Origin of the sequence: Paraburkholderia sediminicola (genome assembly GCF_046026895.1) — a bacterium.
In the GTDB taxonomy this organism is placed as follows: domain Bacteria; phylum Pseudomonadota; class Gammaproteobacteria; order Burkholderiales; family Burkholderiaceae; genus Paraburkholderia; species Paraburkholderia sediminicola_C.
In genome coordinates this window covers 68,510-92,097 of sequence record NZ_JAQQEU010000005.1, presented here as the reverse complement: position 1 = coordinate 92,097, position 23,588 = coordinate 68,510, and the positions used below count along the sequence as shown (strand labels likewise).

At 64.9% G+C, this 23,588-nt stretch carries 17 protein-coding genes and 1 pseudogene; 4 read left to right on the top strand and 14 right to left on the bottom strand.

Annotated elements, in window-relative coordinates:
- Positions 1-69: 69 nt before the first annotated feature.
- The 6 genes and pseudogenes from PQR02_RS05490 to PQR02_RS05465 all read right to left on the bottom strand — a co-directional run bounded on the left by PQR02_RS05490 (position 70) and on the right by PQR02_RS05465 (position 8,266).
- A complete protein-coding gene (locus PQR02_RS05490; protein ID WP_408226616.1) occupies positions 70-1,473 on the bottom strand; it encodes a GH1 family beta-glucosidase in 1,404 nt (467 codons plus the stop codon).
- A 424-nt stretch (positions 1,474-1,897) separates the two neighbouring features.
- Entirely contained in the window at positions 1,898-3,112 is a 1,215-nt protein-coding gene (locus PQR02_RS05485; RefSeq protein WP_408226613.1) for a DUF2252 domain-containing protein, read from the bottom strand.
- A 231-nt stretch (positions 3,113-3,343) separates the two neighbouring features.
- Positions 3,344-3,892: pseudogene (locus PQR02_RS05480) on the bottom strand (DJ-1/PfpI family protein); the annotation flags it as partial.
- A gap of 152 nt (positions 3,893-4,044) precedes the next feature.
- Positions 4,045-4,455 carry a rhodanese-like domain-containing protein gene (locus PQR02_RS05475; protein ID WP_408226610.1) on the bottom strand — a complete coding sequence of 137 codons (411 nt, stop codon included), beginning with the start codon at positions 4,453-4,455 and terminating at the stop codon, positions 4,045-4,047.
- 129 nt (positions 4,456-4,584) lie between these two features.
- On the bottom strand, positions 4,585-7,149 hold the full coding sequence (locus PQR02_RS05470; protein WP_408226607.1) for a DNA-binding protein: 2,565 nt from the start codon (positions 7,147-7,149) through the stop codon (positions 4,585-4,587).
- A gap of 211 nt (positions 7,150-7,360) precedes the next feature.
- Positions 7,361-8,266 carry a LysR family transcriptional regulator gene (locus PQR02_RS05465; protein ID WP_408226940.1) on the bottom strand — a complete coding sequence of 302 codons (906 nt, stop codon included), beginning with the start codon at positions 8,264-8,266 and terminating at the stop codon, positions 7,361-7,363.
- Between the two features lie 300 nt (positions 8,267-8,566).
- Between PQR02_RS05465 and PQR02_RS05460 the strand changes: the two genes are divergently transcribed.
- Both PQR02_RS05460 and PQR02_RS05455 read left to right on the top strand, forming a co-directional pair.
- Positions 8,567-9,859, top strand: a complete 1,293-nt coding sequence (locus PQR02_RS05460) for an MFS transporter (protein WP_408226604.1) — start codon at positions 8,567-8,569, stop codon at positions 9,857-9,859.
- Positions 9,860-9,893: 34 nt separating this feature from the next.
- Positions 9,894-10,952 carry a serine hydrolase domain-containing protein gene (locus PQR02_RS05455; RefSeq protein WP_408226601.1) on the top strand — a complete coding sequence of 353 codons (1,059 nt, stop codon included), beginning with the start codon at positions 9,894-9,896 and terminating at the stop codon, positions 10,950-10,952.
- 28 nt (positions 10,953-10,980) lie between these two features.
- Here PQR02_RS05455 and PQR02_RS05450 read toward each other — a convergent pair whose 3' ends face one another.
- The 5 genes from PQR02_RS05450 to mdlC form a co-directional block, all read right to left on the bottom strand.
- Entirely contained in the window at positions 10,981-12,549 is a 1,569-nt protein-coding gene (locus tag PQR02_RS05450; protein WP_408226598.1) for a tetratricopeptide repeat protein, read from the bottom strand.
- A gap of 40 nt (positions 12,550-12,589) precedes the next feature.
- On the bottom strand, positions 12,590-12,973 hold the full coding sequence (locus PQR02_RS05445) for a nuclear transport factor 2 family protein (RefSeq protein WP_408226595.1): 384 nt from the start codon (positions 12,971-12,973) through the stop codon (positions 12,590-12,592).
- Positions 12,974-13,387: 414 nt separating this feature from the next.
- The gene (locus PQR02_RS05440) at positions 13,388-14,800 is read right to left on the bottom strand and encodes an MFS transporter (RefSeq protein ID WP_408226592.1); all 1,413 of its coding nucleotides are present in this window, start codon (positions 14,798-14,800) and stop codon (positions 13,388-13,390) included.
- A 154-nt stretch (positions 14,801-14,954) separates the two neighbouring features.
- A complete protein-coding gene (locus PQR02_RS05435) occupies positions 14,955-16,406 on the bottom strand; it encodes an aldehyde dehydrogenase (RefSeq protein WP_408226589.1) in 1,452 nt (483 codons plus the stop codon).
- Between the two features lie 33 nt (positions 16,407-16,439).
- Positions 16,440-18,098, bottom strand: coding sequence for a benzoylformate decarboxylase (gene mdlC / locus PQR02_RS05430; RefSeq protein ID WP_408226586.1), 1,659 nt, complete (start codon positions 18,096-18,098; stop codon positions 16,440-16,442).
- A gap of 104 nt (positions 18,099-18,202) precedes the next feature.
- Here mdlC and PQR02_RS05425 point away from each other — a divergent pair, with 104 nt between their 5' ends.
- Positions 18,203-19,120, top strand: a complete 918-nt coding sequence (locus tag PQR02_RS05425) for a LysR family transcriptional regulator (RefSeq protein ID WP_408226583.1) — start codon at positions 18,203-18,205, stop codon at positions 19,118-19,120.
- Positions 19,121-19,256: 136 nt separating this feature from the next.
- A complete protein-coding gene (locus PQR02_RS05420; protein WP_408226580.1) occupies positions 19,257-21,317 on the top strand; it encodes a putative bifunctional diguanylate cyclase/phosphodiesterase in 2,061 nt (686 codons plus the stop codon).
- Positions 21,318-21,401: 84 nt separating this feature from the next.
- Here the strand turns inward: PQR02_RS05420 and PQR02_RS05415 are convergent, their stop codons facing one another.
- The 3 genes from PQR02_RS05415 to PQR02_RS05405 form a co-directional block, all read right to left on the bottom strand.
- On the bottom strand, positions 21,402-21,863 hold the full coding sequence (locus PQR02_RS05415; RefSeq protein ID WP_408226577.1) for a bactofilin family protein: 462 nt from the start codon (positions 21,861-21,863) through the stop codon (positions 21,402-21,404).
- 118 nt (positions 21,864-21,981) lie between these two features.
- Complete coding sequence (locus tag PQR02_RS05410; protein WP_408226574.1) at positions 21,982-22,392, bottom strand: hypothetical protein; 411 nt, start codon at positions 22,390-22,392, stop codon at positions 21,982-21,984.
- The gene (locus PQR02_RS05405) at positions 22,385-23,365 is read right to left on the bottom strand and encodes a M23 family metallopeptidase (protein ID WP_408226571.1); all 981 of its coding nucleotides are present in this window, start codon (positions 23,363-23,365) and stop codon (positions 22,385-22,387) included. The genes PQR02_RS05410 and PQR02_RS05405 overlap by 8 nt, the downstream gene beginning before the upstream one ends.
- Positions 23,366-23,588 lie beyond the last annotated feature (223 nt).

Sequence of the window (23,588 nt, the reverse complement as noted above, 5' to 3'; positions counted from 1 at the left end):
CCTCCAGGCTTTGTGCCCGTGTTCAAGTCGACATACAAACCGGCTCTCTCTCCGCTGTTGCCCACTCCACTACGCCTGTGCCTTACGCTCCTTCAAAAACCTGGCTACCAGTTCCCCGCTGCGTTTGAGCGTGCGTTTCTGCGTGTTGTAATCCACATGCACGATGCCGAAACGCCGCTCGTAACCATACGCCCACTCGAAGTTGTCCATCAGCGACCACAGGAAATAGCCGCGGATATCCACGCCCGCCTTGATCGCCTGATCGACGGCGGCCAGATGGCGTTTGAGGAACGAAATGCGCTGGTCGTCGTCCACGCGGCCGTCCGTCACTTTGTCGTCCGAGGCCATGCCGTTTTCGGTGATATAGATCGGCGGCAGGTTCGCGTAAGTCCCCTTGAACCCGGTCAGCAGATCGCGCAAGCCGTCGGGGTGCACCTCCCAGCCCATCTGCGTGCGCTCGACACCTTCGAGCGGCACGTCCTTGAAACCGTGCGCGCCGTCGCTCGCGACGTTCGTGCGGAAATAATAGTTGATGCCGAGGAAGTCGAGCGGCGTTGAAATAACTTTCATGTCGCCGTCGAGCACGAGCGGCTCGGTGCCGGGCCACAACTCGAACAGTGCCTGCGGATATTCTCCCTTGAGCAGCGGATCGAGAATCCACGCGTTGTGCTGAACCTCGAACAACTCCGCCGCGCGCTGGTCGGCGGCGCTGTCGCTGTTGGCCGTGCCGCGGCCGATGTTGGCGACGATGCCCTTTTGCGAGCGCGGATCGTTGGCGCGCAGGATCGGCAGCGCAAGACCGTGCGCGAGCAGCAGATGATGCATCGCTTGCGTCGCGAAGCGCTCGTTCGCGAGGCCCGGTGCATGGTGGCCGTTGCCGTAGCCGAGATACGCCGAACACCAGGGCTCGTTGAGCGTCGCCCAGGCGTCGACGAGACCCGACAGTTCACGGCTCATCAGGTCGGCGTAATCGGCGAAACGGTACGCGGTGTCGCGGTTGAGCCAGCCGCCGCGATCTTCCAGATGCTGCGGCAAGTCCCAGTGATACAGCGTGGCGAAGGTCGTGACGCCCTTGTCTTTCAGACGCGTGAGCAGGCGCTTGTAGAAGTCGATGCCCTTGCGGTTCGGCGCGCCCGCCGCGTCCATCACGCGCGGCCATGCGATGGACAGCCGATAGCCGTCGAGGCCGAGCCCCACCAGCATGTCGACATCCGCTTCCCAGCGATGGTAGTGATCGCAGGCCACCGCGCCGGTGTCGCCGGCCAGCACCTTGCCGGGCGTCGCCGAGAAGGTGTCCCAGATGGACGGCAGGCGGCCGTCCTCGTGGATCGCGCCTTCGATCTGATACGAAGCGGTGGCCGCGCCGAGCAGGAAATTCTTGCGCCACAGCGACGAGTCCGCAAGCGGCGTGAACGGATCGGCGAGCGATTGGGGGGAGACTGGTTCGATGACTGCGGATGTGTCGTTTGCCACGGCTTCTCCTACGCTGAGATCGGTGGAACCTGGTGGGATGGAAGACGCCGCGCCGAGCTCGTTACACGCTTGAGTGGAAGCGCTTCCACATGAACCAGCGAACGATATCAGCGGCGGATTCTTCGCAGCAATCGGGGTTTGTCTGGAGCGGCACTGGCACCGGTGGCGGCTTGATGCGGAGTGCATCCGAGTGGTGATCCGAACATGCCGACGCGATTTGTTTTGCGGCGGTTTTCGGCGGCCTCACGATGGTTTCTCTGCGGCTTCAACCATAGTTACGGCGTGCTTACGCTTCGATTACGGCTTGATTGCGCAACGCGTTCCGCCTCGTGTTACCTGCGCGACGCAGTGCGCGAATACGCGCTGCACGACGCGTTGAACGCCGACCGCCTGCTTCACGCCGCGAACACCCCAGCGAATCCGCTCACCGCTTCCCCGCCAACTGGAACGCACCGCGATCGTAAGCCTCGCAATACGCTTTCCAGTCAACCTGCACCTGTGCTTCGCAGCGCGTCGCGATCTCGATCAACGGCAACTGCCAGTCGCGGCGATTGCCGAACGCGATCAAGTCGTCGGCGATCGACGATTTCTGCCGGCCGCCGCTGCGCAGATGCGCCCACGCGCTCAATTCGGCCATGCTGTTGACCACTTCTTCGAGCCGCGGCAACTTGCCGTTCCAGTCGCTCAGCGCGACCCGGTCTTCCGAAGGCTGCAGGCTGCGCAGCACATACGAGCGCTGGTTGAAGTCGACCGCATGCAGGAATGCCTGCGACACCGCCTGATTGCGCCGCTGCACTTCGACGACGCGTTGCGCCTCGGTCTGCCACTTCGGCTGCGGCGTGTGCAGATGCGGCGCGAGCGACGAAGGCAGCGCCTCTTTCAGATCGATCAGAAAATTGCCGTCCGGAGAGCCTTTGCCTTCGACCAGAATCACGTAGCGATCCACGCCGAGGCTGCCGGTGCCGGCGATCCGCCGCGCCACGTCGAGAATGCGATAAAACTCGGGATTGGGCTCGTCCGCCGCGAAGCGCTGCATGAACTGCGTGACGGCAGAACGCTGCGCGTCGCTCACCGGCAGCGCCTTCTTGCCGTCCACTTTCAGCACGCGGGTCTTGCCCTTGAGCACCGTGCGCCGGTCGAGATGCGCGGCGCGCGTGCGGCTCGCGAGCGCGTCGAACAGATCGCGCACCATGCCGACCGACGTTTCCGGCTCGATCCAGCGCGCCTTGCCGAACGCGAGCGCCGCGCCGTAAGCCTCCACCGCGGTATGACAGAGCGCGAACGCCTGCGCGCGGCTGAGTTTGAGATCGTCCGCGCCGACCAGCACGCTCGTCAGCAGGCGCACCAGCTCGTACAGCGCGGGCGCGAGACAGGCTTCGTCGAAATCGTTGTTGTCGAAGTAGATCAGCCGATTGTCGGCCTTGTAGCTGCCGAAATTCTCCAGGTGCATGTCGCCACAAATCCACACCGGCGGCGCGTCGTCGAACACCTTTTCGCGCGGCAGGCGCTCGTAGAACAGATGACAGGTGCCGCGCAAAAACACGAACGGCGAGCCGCGCATGGCCCGGTATTTCATCGCGAGCCGTTCGGGATCGCGGCCAGCGTTGAAGCCGGCGATAATTTTCTCGATGTCGGGCATGGCGGTTCCGTTAGGCGGCTGCTTGACGGGGCTTCGAGCGTGAACTTCTTCAGTGAGGCTGCTTCAGCAGGCTCGATGCCAGTGCATCCTTCACTGTAGACCACATCGCTTTCTGCATGCTGCCGGTTCAGGCTTTCAAGGCTTCGGCCTTGCAGGCCTGTATGGGCGCCGTCAGGAACCCGTCATCAGGTAGTAACGTCCGTCGGCGCTCACGTTGAAGCCGAAACCGCAGGCCGTCGCCGAGCCGTGCGTGCGCACGTCGAGCGTCTCCGGCGCGGAGAGCTTGAACTCGATCAGGCATTTGTCGTACGTGATGATTCGCCCTTCGTCGACATACAGCGCATCCGGCTGCACGCGCAATTGCGGATAGCGCTGCTGCAATTTCGCGGCGTAACGCCAGTGGGTCGTGACGGTCTTGCCGTCGAGCACGCCAGCGGCCGCCAGCACGAACACGCCCGAGCAGATCGAACAGAGGCGCGCGCCGCGCCCATACGCGGCGCGAATCTTTTTCAGCAGCGGTTCGGGCGGCGCTTCGTCCGCATCGCGCCAGCCGGGGATGACGATCGTGTCGGCGCGCTCCAGCAGCTTCAGCGTGTGAGGCGCGGCAATCGTGATGCCGCCCGCCGCGCGGATCGGCCCGGCTTCGCCGGCGCATACCGCGAAGCGATACCAGTCGACGCCGAGTTCGGGACGCTCGAGCGCGAACAGTTCGGTCACACAACCGAATTCGAAGGTGCAGAGCCGGTCGTAAGCGAGCGCGACGACGAGATGATTGTGCATGGCGCGATGTTACCGGTGTCCCTGCATCAGAGAGGCAAGAAAAAATGCAAAAGACTCGGAAAAGGATCTGGTGTCGCTAACCGTGGACCGACAAAAATGACATGCAAACACATTCGCAAGAGGCGCATGCATCTTGCGAATCGCGCCGCGGATCAGGTTGCATTGCCAACAGCCAACGGGAAACCTTCGTCGAGCCAGCCCGTGACGCCGCCGATCATGACCTTGACCGGGCGGCCGAGCTGAGCAAGTTTCATTGCGGCGCGCGTTGCGCCGTTGCAGTGAGGGCCCGCGCAGTACGTGACGAAGAGCGTATCGGGCGGATACTCAGCAAGCTTCGACGCCACAATCTTGCCGTGCAAAAGATTCACGGCGCCTGGAACATGGCCGCGTGCGAAAAGCGCGGGGCGACGCACGTCGAGCAGGACGAAATCGACGGAAAGCGGGTCGTCGTTTTCAAGTGACGCATGTACGTCGGCGCAATCTGTTTCGAACGACAACGACGTACTGAAGTGAGCCAGCGCCGCGCCACTGTCGGCGGCCGGAACGGCTGAAACCGGGGACATACGGATCTCCTTGTGCGGGTATCGTTGCAACGCATTGTCCCGTTCTCACGTTCGATAGGCTAGCGGCGTAAATGACGTATTCCGGTAACATCACGCCACGCCGCCCCATAGTCGAACCGATCTCCATCATCAGCTTTCCACTTTGGAAATAACCGCCGTGGCCGGGTCATATCGGTAACCCTTCTGGGCGAGTCGTTCGGCCATCGTCGCGCCAATCAGTTTTTGCTGCGCGTCGCGGGATGCCAGCTCATGATCCGGCTTGAGCCGTTCAAGTTCAGCCGAGAGCCGTCGTAGCAGCGCCACCTCTCCTGTGCTGCGCGCGTCGACGAACAATATCTTCTCATTGGCCGAACCGAGTCGCTGCTTCAGATCCTTTGCATGCGCGACCCACTGTTCAGCCAATGCGCGAAGCTCGTTGAAAGCCTTCTCATGCGCTTTGGCTTCGGCCGATAGTTGACGCCGCAACGCGGCTACTTCGTCCGCTCTCGCAGACTCATCGCGTTGTACTTCCTGGAGGCGCGCAGCATTGAGTTCCGCGAGGCGTTGCTCAAGTCCGGTTGCTCGTTGCTCGGCGGCGTCTGCTCGTTGAGCCGCGGCGGTGACTTCCTGCGCGACGCGGGCCGCTTCTCCGATCGCGGCTGCCTTTGCATCGGCCATGGCGCTGACCTCTTTGCGGGTTGCCTCGAGTTCCCGGGTTACGCGCTGCAGTGCACCGAGATCGACCGACGCTTCGTCCAGACGCGCCGCAGCAGTCTGGCGCTCCAACGCGAATGCATTGCGCACATCGTCCAACTCCTGCACGCGTGCGGCGTCGAGTTCCGTGTAGCGTTGCTCAAGCCCTGCTGCTCGTTGCTCGGCCGCGTCTGCTCGTTGAGCCGCGGCGGCGACTTCCTGCGCGACGCGGGCGGCTTCATCGATCGCGGCAGCTTTCGCGTCAGCCATGGCGCTTATTTCTTTCCGCGCCTCCTCGAGGTCGCCGGCTACGCGCTGCAATTCGCCGAGATTGGCCGATGCTTCCTCCTGCCGCGCCGCCGCTGTCTGGCGCTCGACTGCCAACGCATCGCGTGCATCGTTCAGCTCCTGCACGCGCCCGGCGTCGAGTTCCGTGTAGCGTTGCTCAAGCCCTGCTGCTCGTTGCTCGGCCGCGTCCGCTCGTTGAGTCGCGGCGGTAGCTTCCTGCGCGACCCGGGCGGCTTCATCGATCGCGGCTGCTTTCGCGTCAGCCATGGCGCTTATTTCTTTCCGCGCCTCCTCGAGTTCGCCGGCTACGCGCTGCAATTCGCCGAGATCGACCGACGCTTCATCCAGACGCGCCGCAGCAGTCTGGCGCTCCAACGCGAATGCATTACGCACATCGTCCAACTCCTGCACGCGTGCGGCGTCGCGTTCCGTGTAGCGTTGCTCAAGCCCTGCTGCTCGTTGCTCGGCCGCGTCGGCTCGTTGAGCCGCGGCGGTGACTTCCTGCGGGACGCGGGCGGCTTCATCGATCGCGGCTGCTTTCGCGTCAGCCATGGCGCTTATTTCTTTCCGCGCCTCCTCAAGCTCCCCTGCCACGCGCTGCAATTCGCCGAGATTGCCCGATGCTTCCTCCTGCCGCGCCGTAGCAGCCTCGCGCTCGACCTCCAACGCGTTGAGCGCATCGTCCAACTCGGTCTGCCGCGCGGCGAGTTGCGCGCGGCTCTCGTTCAGTTGCGCCTCGGCGGCTTCAGCGCGCGATGAAGCCGCGCCCGCTTCCTCGGACCATCGCTTCACTTCGTCAGACATCGCCCGATAGGCTTCGCCCAAAGCCGCGGCCTCCTTCCACGCCTCATCGCGCTTGCGCGTGATCCGCGCTATCTCGTCGTTTTTGCTCGAAACGGCCGCGCTCAATGCATCACGCGCAGCACGTTCCTCATCAAGCGCCGCCCTGGTTTTTTCGAGTTCGGCAAGTTCCACCGACGCGCGCTGCACCATCTCTTCCACTCGCGCCTCGGCCGCATCGGCGCGGTGGGTCGACGTCGCGAGTTCCTCTTTGAGACGCGTGGCGGCGTCCTCCGAAGCGCGCTGCGCGTGCGTGAGGCGGGTTATCTCGTCATCTTTGCTGGCAATAGCCGCGCCCAACTCGGCACGCGCCGCGCGTTCCTCATCGAGGGCCGCGCTGGTCGATTCGAGTTCGGCATGATCGGCCGATGCGCGCTGCACGAGCTCTTCCACTCGTGCCTCGGCGGTTTCGCCGCGATGTGTCGACGCCGCGAGTTCTGCTTCGAGTCGCCGGGTAGCTTCCTGCGAGGCGCTGTGGGCATCCGTCAAAGCAGCGAGACGCTCGCGCCCGGCTTCGACTTCTTCCACCACCCGCTGATACTCGGCAAGGGCTTCGCGCCGCTCCGCGAGCATCGTGTCGAGATGCTGATGCACGACACCCAGGCGCTGACTGGCTGCCCTTTGCGCGTCGTCGTGAGCGGCCGACCAGAGCCGGCCGGCCGCGCTCATGATATTTTCGGCGATGTTTTCCGGTAACGCTTGAGCCTGAGGTTGCGCAAACTGTGGCTGACGCGCTTCGCGCCAGCGGTCGAGCGCCGCGGCGATGGCGACGATCGAACCGCCACGGACCTCGGTCCAGATTGTCACCGGAGATACGTTCCGACCTTCTTCGACCATGCGATCCGCAATGCCAGCGATCCGTTCATCCGTGATTGCGTCTGCGTCCGTCGACATAAGTGCCTCTAAATCCACGTGGCCCAACAAGAAAATGGAGCTTTCAAATGCATCGGCCCATTCAACGAGATCTGAAATGATAAAGGAATGGCATTAGACCATTAGATGAACGGTGTTGCCAGAATGAGTCGCGGCCATAAAAACGGTTGATGTTCGGCGCAACAGGCATGCCCTCGATTCCCGTGCGCGCCAGATTCGGGTTCGCGCCGCTTCAGTCGAGAAGCGCGGGATCATCGATCGCGCCCGTCAGCCGTTCGACGAACGCCTGCACCGCATGCGGCAAAGTCCGCCCGGCCATCGTCTGGATCTGGAGCGTGCGCTGCTGGAGTTCGGGATTGCGGATCGGCACGACGGCGAGGCCATCCACCTCCAGCCGGCTGCGCACGGTCAGAAGCCCGGTCACCGTGACGGCATCGGTTTGCAGGACGAAGGTTTGTAGCGCCGCGTGATAATTGCTGACGAACACCGGGTCGAAAACCAGGCCTGCCACGCTGCACGAAATGTCGAATAGCTGACGGATCGTCACGCCCTGATGGTCGATTGCGAGCGGCCACGGCAGCAGGTCCGCGAGCGTCACGAACTCGCGCGCCGCGAGAGGATGACCGCGCCGCACCAGCGCGAAAATCGGTGCGCGCTGCGAGTACACCACATTGATGTCCTTCTCCGGCGAAATGCTGAAACACACGGCGATGTCGGCGACGCCGTCGCGCACGCGCTGGGTTGCAACCGACGGCGCGGACACGTCGAGCTGAAAATGCGTCGCCGGGTACGTCTTCAGAAAGCGCGCGAAAACCTGCGGCAAAAAATGGGGGGCAACGCCCTCCGAACTCGCCACGCGAATCGTCGCGCGGCCGCCGTTGCTCAGTCCGCGAATCTCCTCGGTCACGCGCTCCGCATCGAGCAGCGTGCGGCGCGCATGCTCGGCAAGCAAGTGGCCGGCATCGCTCAATACCATGCCACGCGGCCGCCTCTCGAACAGCGCCGCGCCGACTTCCGCCTCCAGCTTCGCAATCTGCCTGCTCAGCGCCGACACGGCCACGTAGAGCCGCTCCGACGCCTTGCTCAGCGAGCCGCTACGCGCCACTTCAAGGAAGTAACGCAGCGCCGTGTTGTCCATTTGGGTCATGACCGTCCCGCTTTGCCGTTTCGGCAACGATATCTGCCAAATATTGTAATTGTCTACAAATATCGTCCACGCCAAGATCGCCCCATCGCTTCGAATCAGGCGCTCTCGCCCACGGAGCGCGACACCGGAGAACAACGTTGACACGTGACACGGCTATTCAATCCGCGGCGGATGCCTGCGATTCCGCGCGTTTTCCCGAAGACCTGCAACGCCGTGTCGCTTTCTGTAGGGAGCGCCAGGGAGCCGGCAACGCATCCACACGCCCGCGCAACGTCGCCCAAGGACACCGCCATGAGCATTGATTCCGCCCCCGCGGCCGGCGCGATTGCCCAATCCGCGTCGCGCCCGGGCGTGTCGCGCCTGATCCTCGCGACTTCCATCGGCAACGCGCTCGAGTTCTTCGACCTGATCGTGTACGGCTACTTCGCCACCGTGTTGTCGCGGACATTCTTTCCGGTACACGACAAGACGGTTTCGCTGCTGCTGACCCTCGGCACGTTCGCCTTGTCCTATCTGGCGCGGCCGGTCGGCGCGCTGGTGCTCGGCTCGTTCAGCGATCGCAAGGGCCGCAAGGCGTCGCTCACCCTGTCCATCGCGATGATGACGCTCGGCACCGGCATGGTCGCGCTGATGCCGTCCTATGCGGCGATCGGCCTGCTCGCGCCGATCGGCATTTTCGCTTCACGCCTGTTGCAAGGCTTTTCCGCCGGCGGCGAATTCGGTAGTTCTACGGCGTTTCTGATCGAGCACGCGCCGGCCCGCAAAGGCTTCATGGCAAGCTGGCAGTTCTCCAGCCAGGGCGCGAGCACGCTGATCGCATCCGCGTTCGGCGCGGTGCTGACCGGCGTGCTGACCCAGGCTCAGCTCGAAGGCTGGGGCTGGCGCATTCCTTTTCTGTTCGGCATGCTGATCGGTCCCGTCGGCCTGTACATCCGCCGGCGTATAGACGAAACGCCCGAGTTCGAGCGCGCGGAGAAGTCGGCGTCTCCCGTGCGGGAATTGCTGGCAACGCAGAAGGAGCGCATTCTCGTGTCGATCGGCGCGCTCGTGCTCACCACCACGGCCAACTACATGCTCCTTTACATGCCGACGGATGCGTCGCGGCAACTCGGTCTCGCGCCCTCGTCCGGCTTCATTGCCACGCTGCTGGCCGGTTTTATCATGATGGCGCTGACGCCCGTCGTCGGCCACTGGTCCGACAAGGTAGGCCGCACGCGCATCATGCTGGGCGCCGGCATGTTGTTCTTCGCGACGGTCTATCCGGCCTTCATGCTGATGAACGCGCACCCGTCGCTTGCGACGCTGCTTGCCGCGGTCGTTTGGGTCGCCATCTTGAAGGCCACCTATTTCGCGCCGATTCCCGCGTTGATGTCGGAGCTCTTTCCAACTCGCACGCGCACCACGGGCATGGCGCTCGGCTACAACGTCGGCACTACGGTGTTCGGCGGCTTCACCCCGCTTGCCGTGGCCGCGCTGATCGCGGCGACCGGCAACAACCTCGCCCCTGGCCTCTATCTGATGCTAGCGGCCGTCATCAGTCTCTTCACTATCGTATGGGCCCGTGTGCGCCTGAATGCGCATTAAACCGGAGCCCGGCTGGATCAACAGGACTTTACGCATGCAAGACGATTTGCAACAGGCAGTGCAGTTCGCAGTGGAACATGAATCGCTTTGGGATCGCCACGTCGGCGGCGCATGGGGCGTGCACGTGAACGACCCGCCGCCGTGGAACCGGCTGCTCGGCCCGGTCCATGATCGCGGCCCCGTCTCCGGCACGATTGCCGTCGATGGCCGCGTGTTGACGTCATGGGGCGAACCCGATCGGGCCGATCTGACTTTCAGCGTTGCCAAGATGTGCCTGGCTTTGCTCGCCGGTGTAGCGTTTGATCGCGGACTGCTGCCGGATGTCGACGAGGCGGTCCATGTGCGGGTGCCCGGCATTGGCTTCGATGACGAACACAATGCCGCCGTGACCTGGGCGCACCTGCTTCAACAAACGAGCGAATGGCAGGGCTCGTACTTCGGTCTCCCGGATCAGGCTGACCACTATCGAGCCGTCAACTTCGCCGCGCCGCCGGACGGAAAAAAGGGCGACCTGCGTCCGCTGCACAAGACCGGTACATACTGGGAATACAACGACGTGCGTATCAACCAGCTTTCGCTCGCGCTGCTTCATCTGTTCCGGCAACCGTTGCCTGAAGTGTTCCGAGAAACGATCATGCGTCCGGCCGGTGCGAGTGAAAACTGGCAATGGGTCGGCTACGACAATGCGTGGGTCGAGATCGACGGACGCCGCATGCAATCCGTTCCTGGCGGCACGCACTGGGGCGGCGGCATGTCGGTCAGCGCGAACGATCAACTCAAGGTCGCGCAGATGCTGCTGAACGAGGGCGTGGTGGACGGCCGGCGCATCCTGTCCCGTGAATGGATCGCACGCATGCGAACGCCGTGCGCGCTCGCACCGTTTTATGGCTACCTGGTATGGCTCAATACCGATCGCAAGATTTTCCCGAGCGTGCCGGCGTCGAGTTATTTCGGCGTCGGGGCGGGGAGCTCCTTTACGTGGATCGAGCCGGAGCGGCGCATGACGGTCATCGTCCGCTGGTTGAATCCGGCCAGTGCTGATGAGTTCTTTGGGCGGGTTCTCAAGGCCGTGGATGTCATTCGCGCGAGGTAATGCGTCGAAGCGGAACTGAGCGAACGCATCACGCGCTGCGCAAGGCGTCGATCTCGGCGCGAAGCGCAGCGACTACGTCAGTCCAGTCACCTCGGGTCGTTTGCCGAAATAGCCGCGCCTGCGAATACCACGGACTATCGCCTCTGTCGAGTTGCCATCTCCAGTCCGGCATGAACGGCAAAGCAATCCATAAGGGCTTCCCAAGCGCCCCTGCCAGGTGCGCGACAGCCGTGTCGACGCTGATGACGAGGTCGAGACGGGCGATCAGCGCAGCGGTCTCAGCGAACGTGGCGAGCCGCGTGGAAACATCGCGCAGCACCCCGCGCTGATCGAACTGCGCGAGGGAGTGTCGATCACTGTCGCGGACGTCCCGTTGCAGCGCGAAGAAATTCGCATCCGCATCTAACAACGGCTTCAGTTGTTCGAGCGATATGGACCGTTCGCGATCGTTCAGATGCGACACGCTGCCCGACCATGCGATCCCGATGTGCGGCCGTTGACGGCTACCTACGAACAAATCGTCCCACTGAGAGACGAGCGCATCGTCTGCGCGCAGATACGGACCCGGTGTCGCGAGATCGGGTGCGCGAACCTTGAGCGCAAACGGCAGACTGAGAATTGGAATATGAAAATCGAAACGTGGCACCTCTGCTGTCTCGCCGATGACTTCGGCCGCACCGGGATAATCCTGGAGAAGTGGCAGTAGCGCATCCTGAACTCGCAACACGACGCGAGCGCCGACCGCACTGAGTCGATTGACGAAGCGCAGGAATTGCAGCGTGTCACCGAACCCCTGCTCATGATGAGCGAAAATTGTCTTGCCACCTATCGGTTGGACGCCAGTCCATTGGGTACTCGCCGCAAAGCCGTGGCTTTGGGTGCCATCGCGCCAACGCCATTCGTATTCGCGCCAGCCGTGTTCGAATTCCCCGAGCAGCAGATTCGTCTGAGCTCGATTGGTGCGGGCGCCAGCGTCGTTCGGATCGAGCGAAACCGCCTTCTTGAATTGAAGCAACGCCTCATCGAAGCACCGCAGATCTCGCAAAGCGACCCCGAGATTGACGTATGCGCGCACGAAACGCGGGTTGATCGCGATCGCCTGCCGGTAGGCCTGGAGTTCGTCCTCATGGCGCCCCATCGTACCGAGCAGCGTCCCCCGGTTGTAATGCGCTTCGGCTGATTGCGGCTGGATTTTGCACAGATGCACCAGTATCCCGAGCGCGCGCTCAAGTTCGCCAAGCTGGATCAGCGACATCGCGGCGCCATGCAACGAGGCGATGTGGTTCGGCAATCGAACCAGGCAGCGCTCGAACAGCGCGATTGCATCATTGTGGCGTTGCGCCAACTGACAGGCCAACGCGGCGAAATTCAGCTGCTCCACGGACATGGACATGTGCGCCGAAGCCCGTATCAGGTACTCGGCCGCGCGTGCATGATCGCCCAGTCTGGCGGCAATGTAGCCGAGGCCCTCAAGCGCTTCGCCGTGATCGGGAACGGTCGCCACAATACTGCTTAGCAGACCTGAGGCTTCGTCGAATTGCCCGGCCGCGAAGCGCTGTTGCGCAGCGGCGAGAGCGTGTTCAATATCCTGATTCATGGCGATAGAGGTCGGCGCATTGCGGTGCCGCAACGCGTTGTCACGGGATCTGCCGAACCCATTGACTCCGCCAATCCGGCGCCTTAAACGGATCCGAAAAATACTGGGTCTCGTGAACAACCTTGCCGTTGCAGAACTCCATAATGCTTACCGTGCAAGTCGCTCGCCCTTTATAGGTAATGATGTATTCCGTAATCCAGAGATTGCCTTCTCCCTGGATTCGCTTGACGTGGAAACCCGACGGCTTTTCTGGATGATGACTGCGCAGTGCCTGCAAATTAATCCGCCCGAGGACTCGTTCACCTGATTGGGGATAGTCACAGATCGCATCGTCATCGTAGATAGCGTGTTCCGCGTCGAGATCGCCGGCCGCCGATGCACTCCAGTGCGCATTGATGACTTCACGTATTTGTTCGTTCTGCATGGAATGCCTCCGGATACCGTTCACGTCTATCTAGCTCGCAGTTGGCGGATAAAACTGGGGCCGGCGCGCCGCCCGAGCCGGTGGCTCGTTCGACGCGGTAGCCCATTGTAGATGACTTGTCTTTACCGAACCTCTAGGTCCGATTTTATTCCGGTCGTCCGAACAAATTACCGGCCGAGCCAGCCGCCTCCCAGTCGCAGTTCGCGATGTGGTGGCTGTGGCCGTTCAGTCGCATACGCGCGTCCGATCGCCGGAGTCCGTGAACGCGAACCAAGCCTTGCCGTCGTACAGGTTCGCCAACCTAGCCGCGTGACAACCACTCGTGAGACACGAGCACTGGCTAGCAGCAACGAAAATAATCAGACCATCCGGACATGCCCCTCGCGTGACGGACGCACCACGATAGACCGTCAATCAGCGCCCTCGCGCGGCGCCTCCACGCGGGATATGGCGGCATACCACCGCGAGCGCGATCAACGCCATGACCATCGCGGTGCCGAGCATCAGCAGATAGCCCGACGCACCGCCCGCGGTGATGACCGCCGCGCCCGCGAATGCGCTGAGAATCGCGCCGACGCGCCCGAACGCGAGCGCCGACGCCGTGCCTGTCGCACGCACGCTGGTCGGATAAACGTAGGCGCAAAGTGCATACATCGTCGATTGCACCGCGTTCACGAAGAGACCGTGCAGACCAAGGCCGACGATCAGCAGCGCCGTGTGTTGCTTCGCATTGACGCCTGGCAGCAGCCACGCACTCGCAACACCGCCGAGGCAACACAGCAGCAACGGCCAGCGCGAGCCGTAGCGTCCGATGGCGAGCGCGCACAGCAACGCGCCGATCACGCCGCCGAGGTTATATGCACTGAGGCCATAGCCCGCGAGCGACACGCTCAACCCTTCGCTCGTCAACATGGACGGCAGCCAGCTGAATGCGGCGTACACCGCCAGCAGGCACATGAAGAATGCCGCCCAGATGGCGACGGTGTCGCGCGCGCGGCCATCGCGAAACAACGCCGTGAAGCCAACGTGCTGCTCCGCGCTCTGCTCGCGCACATCGGTGAAACTCGCATCGACGGAGACTTCACGCGCCATGCGCCGCAGCAGGCCCACGAGTTCCGGCCAGCGGCGCGGCCGGCGCGCCAGAAAGCGCGGCGACTCCGGCAGTGCGGCGAGCAGCGCGACGGCTAGCACGAGCGGCAGCACGCCGCCCGCGACAAACAGGCCGCGCCAGCCGTAGACCGGCAACACCTGTCCGGCGAACAGTCCCGCGACCATGCCGCCAAGCGGCACACAGAGGATCGTCGCGGTCACCGCGAAGGTGCGAAAACGCGCGGGCGTGAATTCGGCGGTCATCGTGGTCGAAGTGGGCAGCGCCCCGCCGATGCCCAGCCCGGCGATAAAGCGCAGCGCCGCGATGGCCGCGACATTCGGCGCGAAGCTGATCGCGCAAGTCGCCGTGCCGAACACGAACACGCTCCCGATCACGGCCCAGCGCCGGCCGAAACGGTCCGCGAACAGACCGGCGAGCGCACTGCCGATGCCCATGCCGATCAGCCCCGACGCGACCACGGGCGCAAACGCGTTGCGTGTGATGCCCCACTCTCTGGTGAGCACCGGAATCGCAAAGCCGATCAACTGGCTGTCGAATCCGTCGACGACAATCGACAGCGCCGCGAGCAACACCGCCATCTTCTGCAACAGCGTATAGGGACCGTCGTCGAGCGCATGGCCGATGTCGACGACGCTGCCGCCGCGCGTTATTCCCGCGACGGTTGCGTCGTCGTACGCGGCCGAACCCGCTGCGCAAGCGCGAGGAACGTAACTCATGAGGCTGTCTCCGTTTTTATCTGCTGCGCACGTCTCGGTGACGTTTGCGCATGACTTCAGGGATCGCTCGACCTGGGTGATCAACATGCGAACCCAGCGCGCCCGCGCTGAGAATCGCGATATCCAATGCCTGAGGCATCGCAGCCCCTCCGGGTCAGAACGGATAGTGGCGCGGCGCCGTTTGCAGCGTGATCCAGCGCAGATCGGTGAATTCTGCGATCCCCGCCTTGCCGCCAAAATGGCCGAAGCCGCTCGCCTTCATACCGCCGAACGGCATCTGCGCTTCATCGTGCACGGTCGGGCCGTTGATGTGGCAGATGCCCGACTCGATGCGCTTCGCGACATTCCACGCGCGTGCGGTGTCACGGCTGAACACCGCGGCCGACAGGCCATACTCGTTGTCGTTCGCGCAGGCAATCGCGGCCTCTTCGCCGCGCACGCGCACGATCGCCTTCACCGGGCCGAACGATTCGTCGTGATAGATGCGCATGTCGGGGCTCACGCGGTCGAGTAGCGTGGCGGGCATCAGCGTGGTCTCGCTCTTGCCGCCGCACACCAGCGTCGCGCCTTTCGCGAGCGCATCGTCGAGCAGCGCGTTGCAGCGCTCCACCGTGCTCATGTCCACCACCGAGCCGAGCACGACCGGCCCCTTGCGCGGGTCGCCAAGCGGCAACGCGCGCGCCCGCGTGGCGAGCCGGTCGACAAACGTATCGGCAATGCTCTCGTCGACGATGATGCGTTCCGTCGACATGCAAATCTGCCCGGAATTCGCGAACGCGCCAAATACGGCTGCGTTCACCGCAGCGTCGAGGTCGGCGTCATCGAGCACGATGAGCGGCGCCTTGCCGCCGAGTTCGAGCACGGCGGGCTTGAGATGCCGCGCGCAAGTTTCGGCGATGATGCGACCCACGCGCGTCGAGCCCGTGAAGTTCACGCGGCGCACCTGCGGGTGTTCGATCATCGCGTCGACGATCCGCGCGGCGTCGGCGGGCGCGTTCGTCACGAAATTCACCGTGCCGCGCGGCAAGCCGGCCTCCTGCATCGTTTCGATGATCAGGCCATGGGTGGCCGGGCAGATCTCCGAGCCCTTGAGCACGACCGTGTTGCCGCAGGCGAGCGGCAGCGCGATGGCGCGTACCGCGAGAATCACCGGCGCGTTCCACGGCGCCATGCCGAGCACCACGCCCGCGGGCTGACGCACGCCCATCGCGAGGCTGCCGGGCACGTCCGACGGGATCAGTTCGCCGGCGATCTGCGTGGTGAGCGCCGCCGCCTCGATCAGGCCGGCCGCGGCGAGGTGCACGTTGAAGCCCGCCCAGATGCCCGACGCGCCGGTCTCGGCCGCCATCGCGGCGGCAAACACGTCGGCCTTCGCTTCGAGCGCCTGCGCGGCCTTCGTCAGCAGCGCACGACGCTCGCTCGGGCCGAGTGCCGACCACACCGGGAACGCGGCGGCCGCGGCATTAACGGCGGCCACGGCGTCTTCGACCGTCGCAGCCGGCGCGCGCGTGGCGACCTCGCCGTCGAGAGGGTTACGCCGCTCGAAGGTCGCACCGTTGCGCGCCTGCACCTGTTCGCCGCCGATCAGCATCGACACGGTTTTCATCGTCTATCTCCTTGTTGTGGTGGAAAGTGCGCGTTACGCGACCATCGCTTCGACGAGCATCGGGCCGCTTTTCGGACCGTGCATCGCGAGCGCATTGCTCAACACAGCGGCGAGTTTTGCCGCGTCGCTCACGCGCTCGCCGGGGCAACCCATGCCCATCGCGAGCGTCACGAAGTCGAGACCCGGCAGGTCCGTGCCCTGCACCGTCTCGCCCGGCGCGAACCCGAAGACGGGTGCGAAGTCCTGCAACGCGGCGTAGCGCGTATTGTTCAGGATCACGAATGTAATTGGCAGCTGCATCTGCACCGCGCTCCAGATCGCCTGGATCGAATACATGCTGGAGCCGTCGCCGATCAGCGCGATCACTCGCTGGCCCGGCCGCGCCAGCGCCACGCCGACCGCCGCCGGCATTCCGTAGCCGAGGCCGCCGCTGTCCATCGTGAAAAAGCCGCCGGCACGCGTGATGGGCAGGTAAGTTTGCAGCACGGGCCGAGCGCTCGGCGCTTCCTCGACGACGATGCCTTCGGGATCGCGCACTTGCGCGAGCGTCTGCAACGCGAACGCGACCGACATGCGCGCGCCGCTTTCCGACGGCGGCAGCGCGCGCGGCGGCACGGCGCGCGGCGCGGGCAAGTCGCGCGCTTTCGGCGCGGCGCGCGCGAGCAGATCCTGCACGCCGAGCCGCACGTTGCCGACTGCCGCCATGCCTTGCGGCGTCCACGCGGCTACGGCCGGGTCGTCGATCAACTGGCATAGCTGCGCCCCCGGCGGCACGTGCGGGCCGTTGCCTTCAACGTGATACGTGAACGCGGGCGCGCCGATCACGAAGATCGCGTCATGGCCGCCGAGCAACTCGACGATGCGCTCGCGCATAGCGGGCAGAAAGCCTGCAAACAGGCGATGGTTTTCGGGGAAGCTGCAGCGGCCCGTCATCGGCGCGACATAGACGCGCGCGTGATGGCGCTCCGCGAGCCGTACGACGTCCGCCGCCGCATCCGCGCGATCCACCGCGCCGCCGACCACGAACGCGGGCCGCTCGCAGGCGTCGAGCAACCCACCGATGCGCTCGAGCATGGCGGGCTCGGGGCGCATCGTGTGCGCGACATCGCGCAGCGGCACGGGCTCGGCGGCCTGCTCCCAGTCGTCGGCGGGAATCGACACGAACACGGGACCACGCGGCTCCTGCATCGCGATCGCGTACGCACGCGCTATCGCGAGCGGCACGTCCTGCGCGCGCGCCGGTTCGATGCTCCATTTGACGTAGGGCTTCGGCAACTCGGTGGCCTGCGTGGCGGCGAGAAACGGATCGAACGGCAGGATCGAGCGCGCCTGCTGGCCGGCGGTGATCACGAGCGGCGTGCGGTTGCGAAACGCCGTGAAGATATTGCCCATCGCGTTGCCGACGCCCGCCGCCGAGTGCAGGTTGACCAGCGCCGCGTTGCCGGTGGCCTGCGCGTAGCCGTCGGCCATGCCGACCACCACGGCCTCCTGCAGACCCAGCACGTAGCGGAAATCAGCGGGGAAATCGCGGAACATCGGCAACTCGGTCGAACCGGGATTCGCGAAGATCGACGTCATGCCGACCCGACGCGCGAAGTCGATGACCGCGTCGCGTACGGTCCATGGGCGGCCGCGGCCCGCGCCCGGTGGGTTTGCCTGGCCGTGATTCCGGTGCGGCGCGCTGCCTGTCATGCAAGGCCTCCTGTCTGGTGAGCGCGAAAAATCGAACGGTCATTATCGCGGCAGCCTGGCTCACCGGAAATTGCCTAAATCGCTAAAAGGCATTACCTTTTGGCATGACTTACAACCTCCAGCAACTTCAGGCCTTTGCGACGATCGTCGAGAGCGGCAGTCTCGGACGCGCGGCGCAAGTCCTGCACATCACCCAGCCGGCGTTGAGCCGGACCATCCGGCGTCTCGAGGAACAGGTCGGCACACCGCTTTTCGAGCGCCACTCGCGCGGCATGCACCTGACCGCGGTCGGCGAAGCGCTGCTCCCGCACGCCATTCTCCTGCAGCGCGAAGCCGAACAGGCGCGCGAGGAAATCGACGCGTTGCGCGGACTCGCGCGCGGCACGATCCGCGTGGGCGCGGTAGGCAGTATCGCGAGCCTCGTGCTGCCGCTCGCGGTGAGCGGCGTGCTCGGCAAGTGGCCGAATCTGCGCGTGCAGATTATCGAAGGCGTGTGGGACCGGCTCGCCGATGCGCTCGTCAAGCGCGAGATCGATCTCGCGCTCAGCATGGCCGTGCCCGACACCGGGGAAATCACGGCCATCGCCGATTGCCGCTGGGAAGACGCAAGCTACGTGGTCGCGGCGCCCGATCATCCGCTGCGGCGCAAGCCCAACCTCACGCTCGCCGACACGCTGGACGAGCGTTGGGCGATTCCGCCGCGCGGCACCGGACCGTTCGAGCACATGCAGCGCGTCTTCGCGAACCAGGGCCTGGGCCTGCCGAACGTGGTCGTCGAGACGCGCTCGATCACCGTGTTGAAGAGCCTCGTCGCGCGTTCCGGTTTTTTGAGCTGGATGGCGTCGACGATGTATGTCACCGAGAGCAAGGCTGGCGTGTTCGATACGCTCGGCTTGCCGGGCGTAGTCGGGCGGCGCACGCTCACGGCGTTCCGGCGGCGGCAAGGCATCCTGCCGGGTCCCGCGATGAAGTTGCTCGAACAGTTGCGGCAATTGACGGCCGAGGGGGTCAACCTCGTCTGAGGCGCGAAGCGCGCGCAGGGACACATGCGCGTAGGCGGCCAGCCAGCCATCGACCCAATATGAGAATTGGCTAAATAAAACCCACAAACGGTCGATAACATGTTGACCCGCTTCCCCTTCGGCGGTTGGACCTAACATGCAGAGTTCCTATAACTTTTGGCTCGTGGCGATTTCGTTCGTGGTCGCCACGCTGGCGTCGTACACGGCGCTCGACCTGACCGGTCGCATTTTCCTGCTGGCGTCGGCGCGTCTGCGGCACGCGTGGCGCCTGGGCGGCGCAATCGCGCTCGGCGTCGGCATCTGGTCGATGCACTTCATCGCGATGCTGGCATTTTCACTGCCGATCCCGCTCGGCTACGACCTCGCGACCACTGCCTGCTCGCTCGGGCTCGCGATTGGTGTGTCGTATCTGGCGCTATCCGTCACGACGCAGGCCCGGCTCACACCTGCCCGCCTGCTGGCAGGCGGCGTGCTGATGGGCTTCGGCATCGCCGGCATGCACTACACCGGCATGGCGGCGCTGCAGATGACGCCCGCGATCCACTATCAGCCGGCGTGGTTCGCAGGCTCGCTGGTGATTGCGATCGGCGCGTCGAGCGCCGCGCTGTGGATGGCGCAGGCGCTCAGTAACGACGAACAGCGGCACGTGGTGCGCAAGCGTTTCGCCGCGGCGCTGGTGATGGGCACCGCGATCAGCGGCATGCACTACGCGGGCATGGCCGCGGCCGGCTTCGCTCCGGGCGCCATCTGCGGCGCGGCCAAAGGCGTGAACTCCGCATGGCTCGCGACCTCGCTGATCCTGCTCACGTTCGCGATCCTGATCCTCACGCTGATGCTGTCGCGCTTCGACGCGCGCACCAGTTTGCTCACCGGCGCGGTGTCGCGGCTGAACGGACAGATCGTGCGGCTCGACACGCTGACCGGACTGCCGAATCGCAGCACGCTGACGGAGCGCATCGAACGCGCGATCAACGGCTCGCGCCGTCAGCAGACGCCGTTCGCTATCCTCTTCATGGACCTCGACGGCTTCAAGACCATCAACGATTCGCTCGGCCACTCGGCCGGCGACGCCGTGCTGTCCGCGTTCGCGCAGCGCCTGCAGCACTGCGTGCGCGCCACCGACACCGTCGCGCGGTTGGGCGGCGACGAATTCGTGGTGCTGGCGGAAAATCTCGGCTCGCGCGAAGACGCGGCCGCGCTGGCCGAAGCCGTGCTCGAACGGATGCGCCGCGGCATGTGGGCCGATTCGCAGCCGCTGCAGGTCATGCCGAGCATCGGCATCGCGCTTTATCCGCACGACGGCGACACCGTGGAAACGCTGCTCAAGCACGCGGACGCGGCCATGTACGAAGCCAAGCGCGCGGGTCGCAGCACCTACCGCTTCTTCGAGCGCAGCATGAACGAGGCCGCCACGCGCACGCTGCAGATTCAGAGCGCGTTGCACGCCGGCCTTGCCGCGGGCCTTTTTTCGCTGGAGTTCCAGCCGAAGTTTCATGGTGGCAACGACTCGCTTGCGGGCGCCGAAGCGCTGATCCGTCTGCGTCACCCGCAACTGGGCACCTTGACGCCGGTCGAGTTCATTCCGATCGCCGAACGCTCCGGCCAGATCGTGGAGATCGGCTACTGGGTCACGCGCGAGACCTGCCGGCGGATTCGCGGCTGGATCGAACAGGGGCTGCCCGCCATGAAGGTGGCGATCAACCTGTCGCCGCGTCAACTTCTGCAGCCCGACCTCGTCGCGAACATGCTGGAGATCGTCAGGGCCGAAGGCGTTGCGTGCGAACAGATCATGTTCGAGATCACCGAAACCGTGGCGATGCAGGACGCGCAGAAAACCGTCGAGACGATCCATGCGTTTCAGGCGAGCGGCTTCGAGATCGCGATCGACGATTTCGGCACCGGCTATTCGAGCCTCGCTTATCTGCAGCGTTTTCGCGTGAAGCAATTGAAGATCGACCGCTTCTTCACCAACGGACTCGACGAGCACGGCGCGCAAGGCAGCGCGATCGTGTCCGCCATCATCGCGCTCGCGCACTCGCTGGAAATGGACGTGGTGGCCGAGGGCGTCGAAACCGAGTCGCAACTCGGCCTGTTACGCTCGATGAGCTGCGACGAGATGCAAGGCTTCCTGCTCGGCAAGCCCGTCAGCGCTGACGACTTCGGCGCGCTGCTGAGGGGGCGCATGATGGCCGCGTGAGCATGCTTGCTTGCTTGCTTGCTTGCTTGCTTGCTTGCTTGCTTGCTTGCTTGCTTGCAGCATTATTGCGGTACGCAGCCTGGGCTAACCGGCCGTACGTTCGTTATGTTCGTAATGTTCGCCGCGTAAGGATTCGTCCACCGTGACCAGAAGCGGCGGCGCGGCCTGCACGACCTGCGCCGCTTCACGCCGCGTGAGTTTGCCGTCGACCGACGCGCCGCAATCCATCCTCAGCTGGTGGTAGTAGATGTTGCCGACCACATGCGCGTTGCCCTGCAACTCGACGAAGTGATCGGCAATCAGATCGCCGACGATCTTGCCGTTGACCACCACGTCGTAGCCATGCACGTTGCCCTCGATGGAGCCGCGATCGCTCAGCACCAGCAGCGCCTGGCTGCCCGGCGTGCCGCTGACGTTGCCCTTCACCTGGCCGTCCATGCGCAGGCCCTCGCTGAACTGAAGATCGCCGGTGATGCGCACGTCCTCGGCGATCAGGGTCGCGAGCCTGGTCTGTTCGATGCCCATGGTTTTTTTCCTGCTGAACATAACGGGTTCCTGAAAATAAAAAGTATCTTCGCGGGACGGCGCTGGGCCGACCGCACGGGGGGATGTGGCGGTGGCTTGTCGAGGCGGCTCGTCCCGATCGCCCCGCCGCCGCGCCCGCTCAACGTCGCGGCGTGTCGCGCCGCGCGGTGCTCTGACCGCGCAAAAACTGCAATTCCGCACTGAGCCGGGCGACCTCGGCGGCGGCGCTGTCCGCCGCCTTCTGCACCGCCGCGCGCGCGGCCGACTCCTCCGCCAGCGCCAGCCGCGCACGGGCCAGTTCCGTCTGCTGACCGCCGACGTCGACGGATTCAGCCGCGCATGCCGTCACCGCCGCGCCGCCGCGCGACGCGTGCCAGCCGGTCAGGGCCGCCGCGCCGAGCACGGCGCTGAGCAGGCACGCGCCGGACCACAAGATGATTCGCCAGGCCAATCGCCGCGCAGGCTGCAACGTATAGTCGCGCCGGCTGAGAGCCTGCGCGACGCGGCCTGCCCGGCGATCGATGCGCCGGCCGATGCGCCACTTAGCCATGACGCGGCGGCGCGAACAGCGCGAGGTAGTCGGCGGGATTGACCGGTGCGCCGTTGACGAGCACTTCGAAATGCAGATGCGGGCCCGTCGAGCGGCCGGTCGAGCCGACATCGGCAATATATTGACGCGGCAGCACCAGCTCGCCGACATGCGTGACGATCCGCGACGCGTGACCGTAGCGGGTCGTGAGCCCGTTGCCGTGATCGATCTCGACCGCGTTCCCGTAGCCCGCCTTCTCGCCGGCGAACACCACGCGGCCGCCCGCCGCCGCCAGAATCGGCGTGCCGCTCCGGGCGACCAGATCGATGCCCGGGTGAAAACTCAAACGATGCGTGAACGGATCGCTGCGATTGCCGAACGGCGAGCCGAAGCGCGCGCCGTCGACGGGCATGCGGCCGGGAAAAGCGGCGTACGCGAGCGTGTGATCGGCGGTCTGCTGCTCCAGTGCGGACAGCGTCGCGGCGATGCAATCGAGTTGCTCGCGCGTGTGCGCGGCATCGGCGGGGCCGCGCGTGGGCGGCGCCAGCTCGCTGCAGCGCCGGGGCGGCAACGCGGGACCGCCTGCGCCGTCGGTGGCGGACAGGTCGGCTTCGGACGCCGGCCCCGTCGTAACCGGTGCACCCGGCGCAGCCGATGCGCGCGGCGCCGGCCGCGGCGTATTCAGGCGCGCTTCGAAATCCCGCAACGTGTCGACTTGCGCGGTCAGCCGCGCGATGCGCGGCTCGATCTGCGCGACCGACGCGCTCAGTTTGCCGAGTTGATCGATTGCGTAATCGTGTTCGATGCGCTGGTCGCCGTGCGCGCCAGGCGCTTCATGCGCGGGCCAATGCATGCCGATCGCAACGCCCCCGGCGAGCGCCAGCAGCGCCGCGCCGCCAGCGGCGCCGAGCGCGATCGACAGCGCCGTGCGACGCGTGACGAAACGGACCGAGCCACTGGAAAGCCAGTTGCCGGCGCGGAACACGGAAGTCATTAACGGCTCCCCGCGCGCGCCGTGCCCGCTGTGCGAAGGCCTGCAAGCGCGATCCGCCGCGCGCATGGCGGCATGGACGCGGTGAACGCATGCGCGACGCGATGCGAGGAGAAACGGGACGGGAGATCGGTGAACGGGACTGACTGCATACGGCATCGACCGGGCATGGTCCGGCGGCGGATCAAGGACAAAGGGCGTCGATTATCGCCCGGTTGCGCGACGC

Bases quoted from the DNA above. Each gene is read 5' to 3' on its own strand.
- PQR02_RS05485 (WP_408226613.1), bottom strand. From the start codon at position 3,112: ATGCCCGACATCGAGAAAATTATCGCCGGCTTCAACGCTGGCCGCGAT.
- PQR02_RS05475 (WP_408226610.1), bottom strand. From the start codon at position 4,455: ATGTCCCCGGTTTCAGCCGTTCCGGCCGCCGACAGTGGCGCGGCGCTG.
- PQR02_RS05470 (WP_408226607.1), bottom strand. From the start codon at position 7,149: ATGTCGACGGACGCAGACGCAATCACGGATGAACGGATCGCTGGCATT.
- PQR02_RS05465 (WP_408226940.1), bottom strand. From the start codon at position 8,266: ATGGACAACACGGCGCTGCGTTACTTCCTTGAAGTGGCGCGTAGCGGC.
- PQR02_RS05460 (WP_408226604.1), top strand. From the start codon at position 8,567: ATGAGCATTGATTCCGCCCCCGCGGCCGGCGCGATTGCCCAATCCGCG.
- PQR02_RS05455 (WP_408226601.1), top strand. From the start codon at position 9,894: ATGCAAGACGATTTGCAACAGGCAGTGCAGTTCGCAGTGGAACATGAA.
- PQR02_RS05450 (WP_408226598.1), bottom strand. From the start codon at position 12,549: ATGAATCAGGATATTGAACACGCTCTCGCCGCTGCGCAACAGCGCTTC.
- PQR02_RS05445 (WP_408226595.1), bottom strand. From the start codon at position 12,973: ATGCAGAACGAACAAATACGTGAAGTCATCAATGCGCACTGGAGTGCA.
- PQR02_RS05440 (WP_408226592.1), bottom strand. From the start codon at position 14,800: ATGAGTTACGTTCCTCGCGCTTGCGCAGCGGGTTCGGCCGCGTACGAC.
- PQR02_RS05435 (WP_408226589.1), bottom strand. From the start codon at position 16,406: ATGAAAACCGTGTCGATGCTGATCGGCGGCGAACAGGTGCAGGCGCGC.
- mdlC (WP_408226586.1), bottom strand. From the start codon at position 18,098: ATGACAGGCAGCGCGCCGCACCGGAATCACGGCCAGGCAAACCCACCG.
- PQR02_RS05425 (WP_408226583.1), top strand. From the start codon at position 18,203: ATGACTTACAACCTCCAGCAACTTCAGGCCTTTGCGACGATCGTCGAG.
- PQR02_RS05420 (WP_408226580.1), top strand. From the start codon at position 19,257: ATGCAGAGTTCCTATAACTTTTGGCTCGTGGCGATTTCGTTCGTGGTC.
- PQR02_RS05415 (WP_408226577.1), bottom strand. From the start codon at position 21,863: ATGTTCAGCAGGAAAAAAACCATGGGCATCGAACAGACCAGGCTCGCG.
- PQR02_RS05410 (WP_408226574.1), bottom strand. From the start codon at position 22,392: ATGGCTAAGTGGCGCATCGGCCGGCGCATCGATCGCCGGGCAGGCCGC.
- PQR02_RS05405 (WP_408226571.1), bottom strand. From the start codon at position 23,365: ATGACTTCCGTGTTCCGCGCCGGCAACTGGCTTTCCAGTGGCTCGGTC.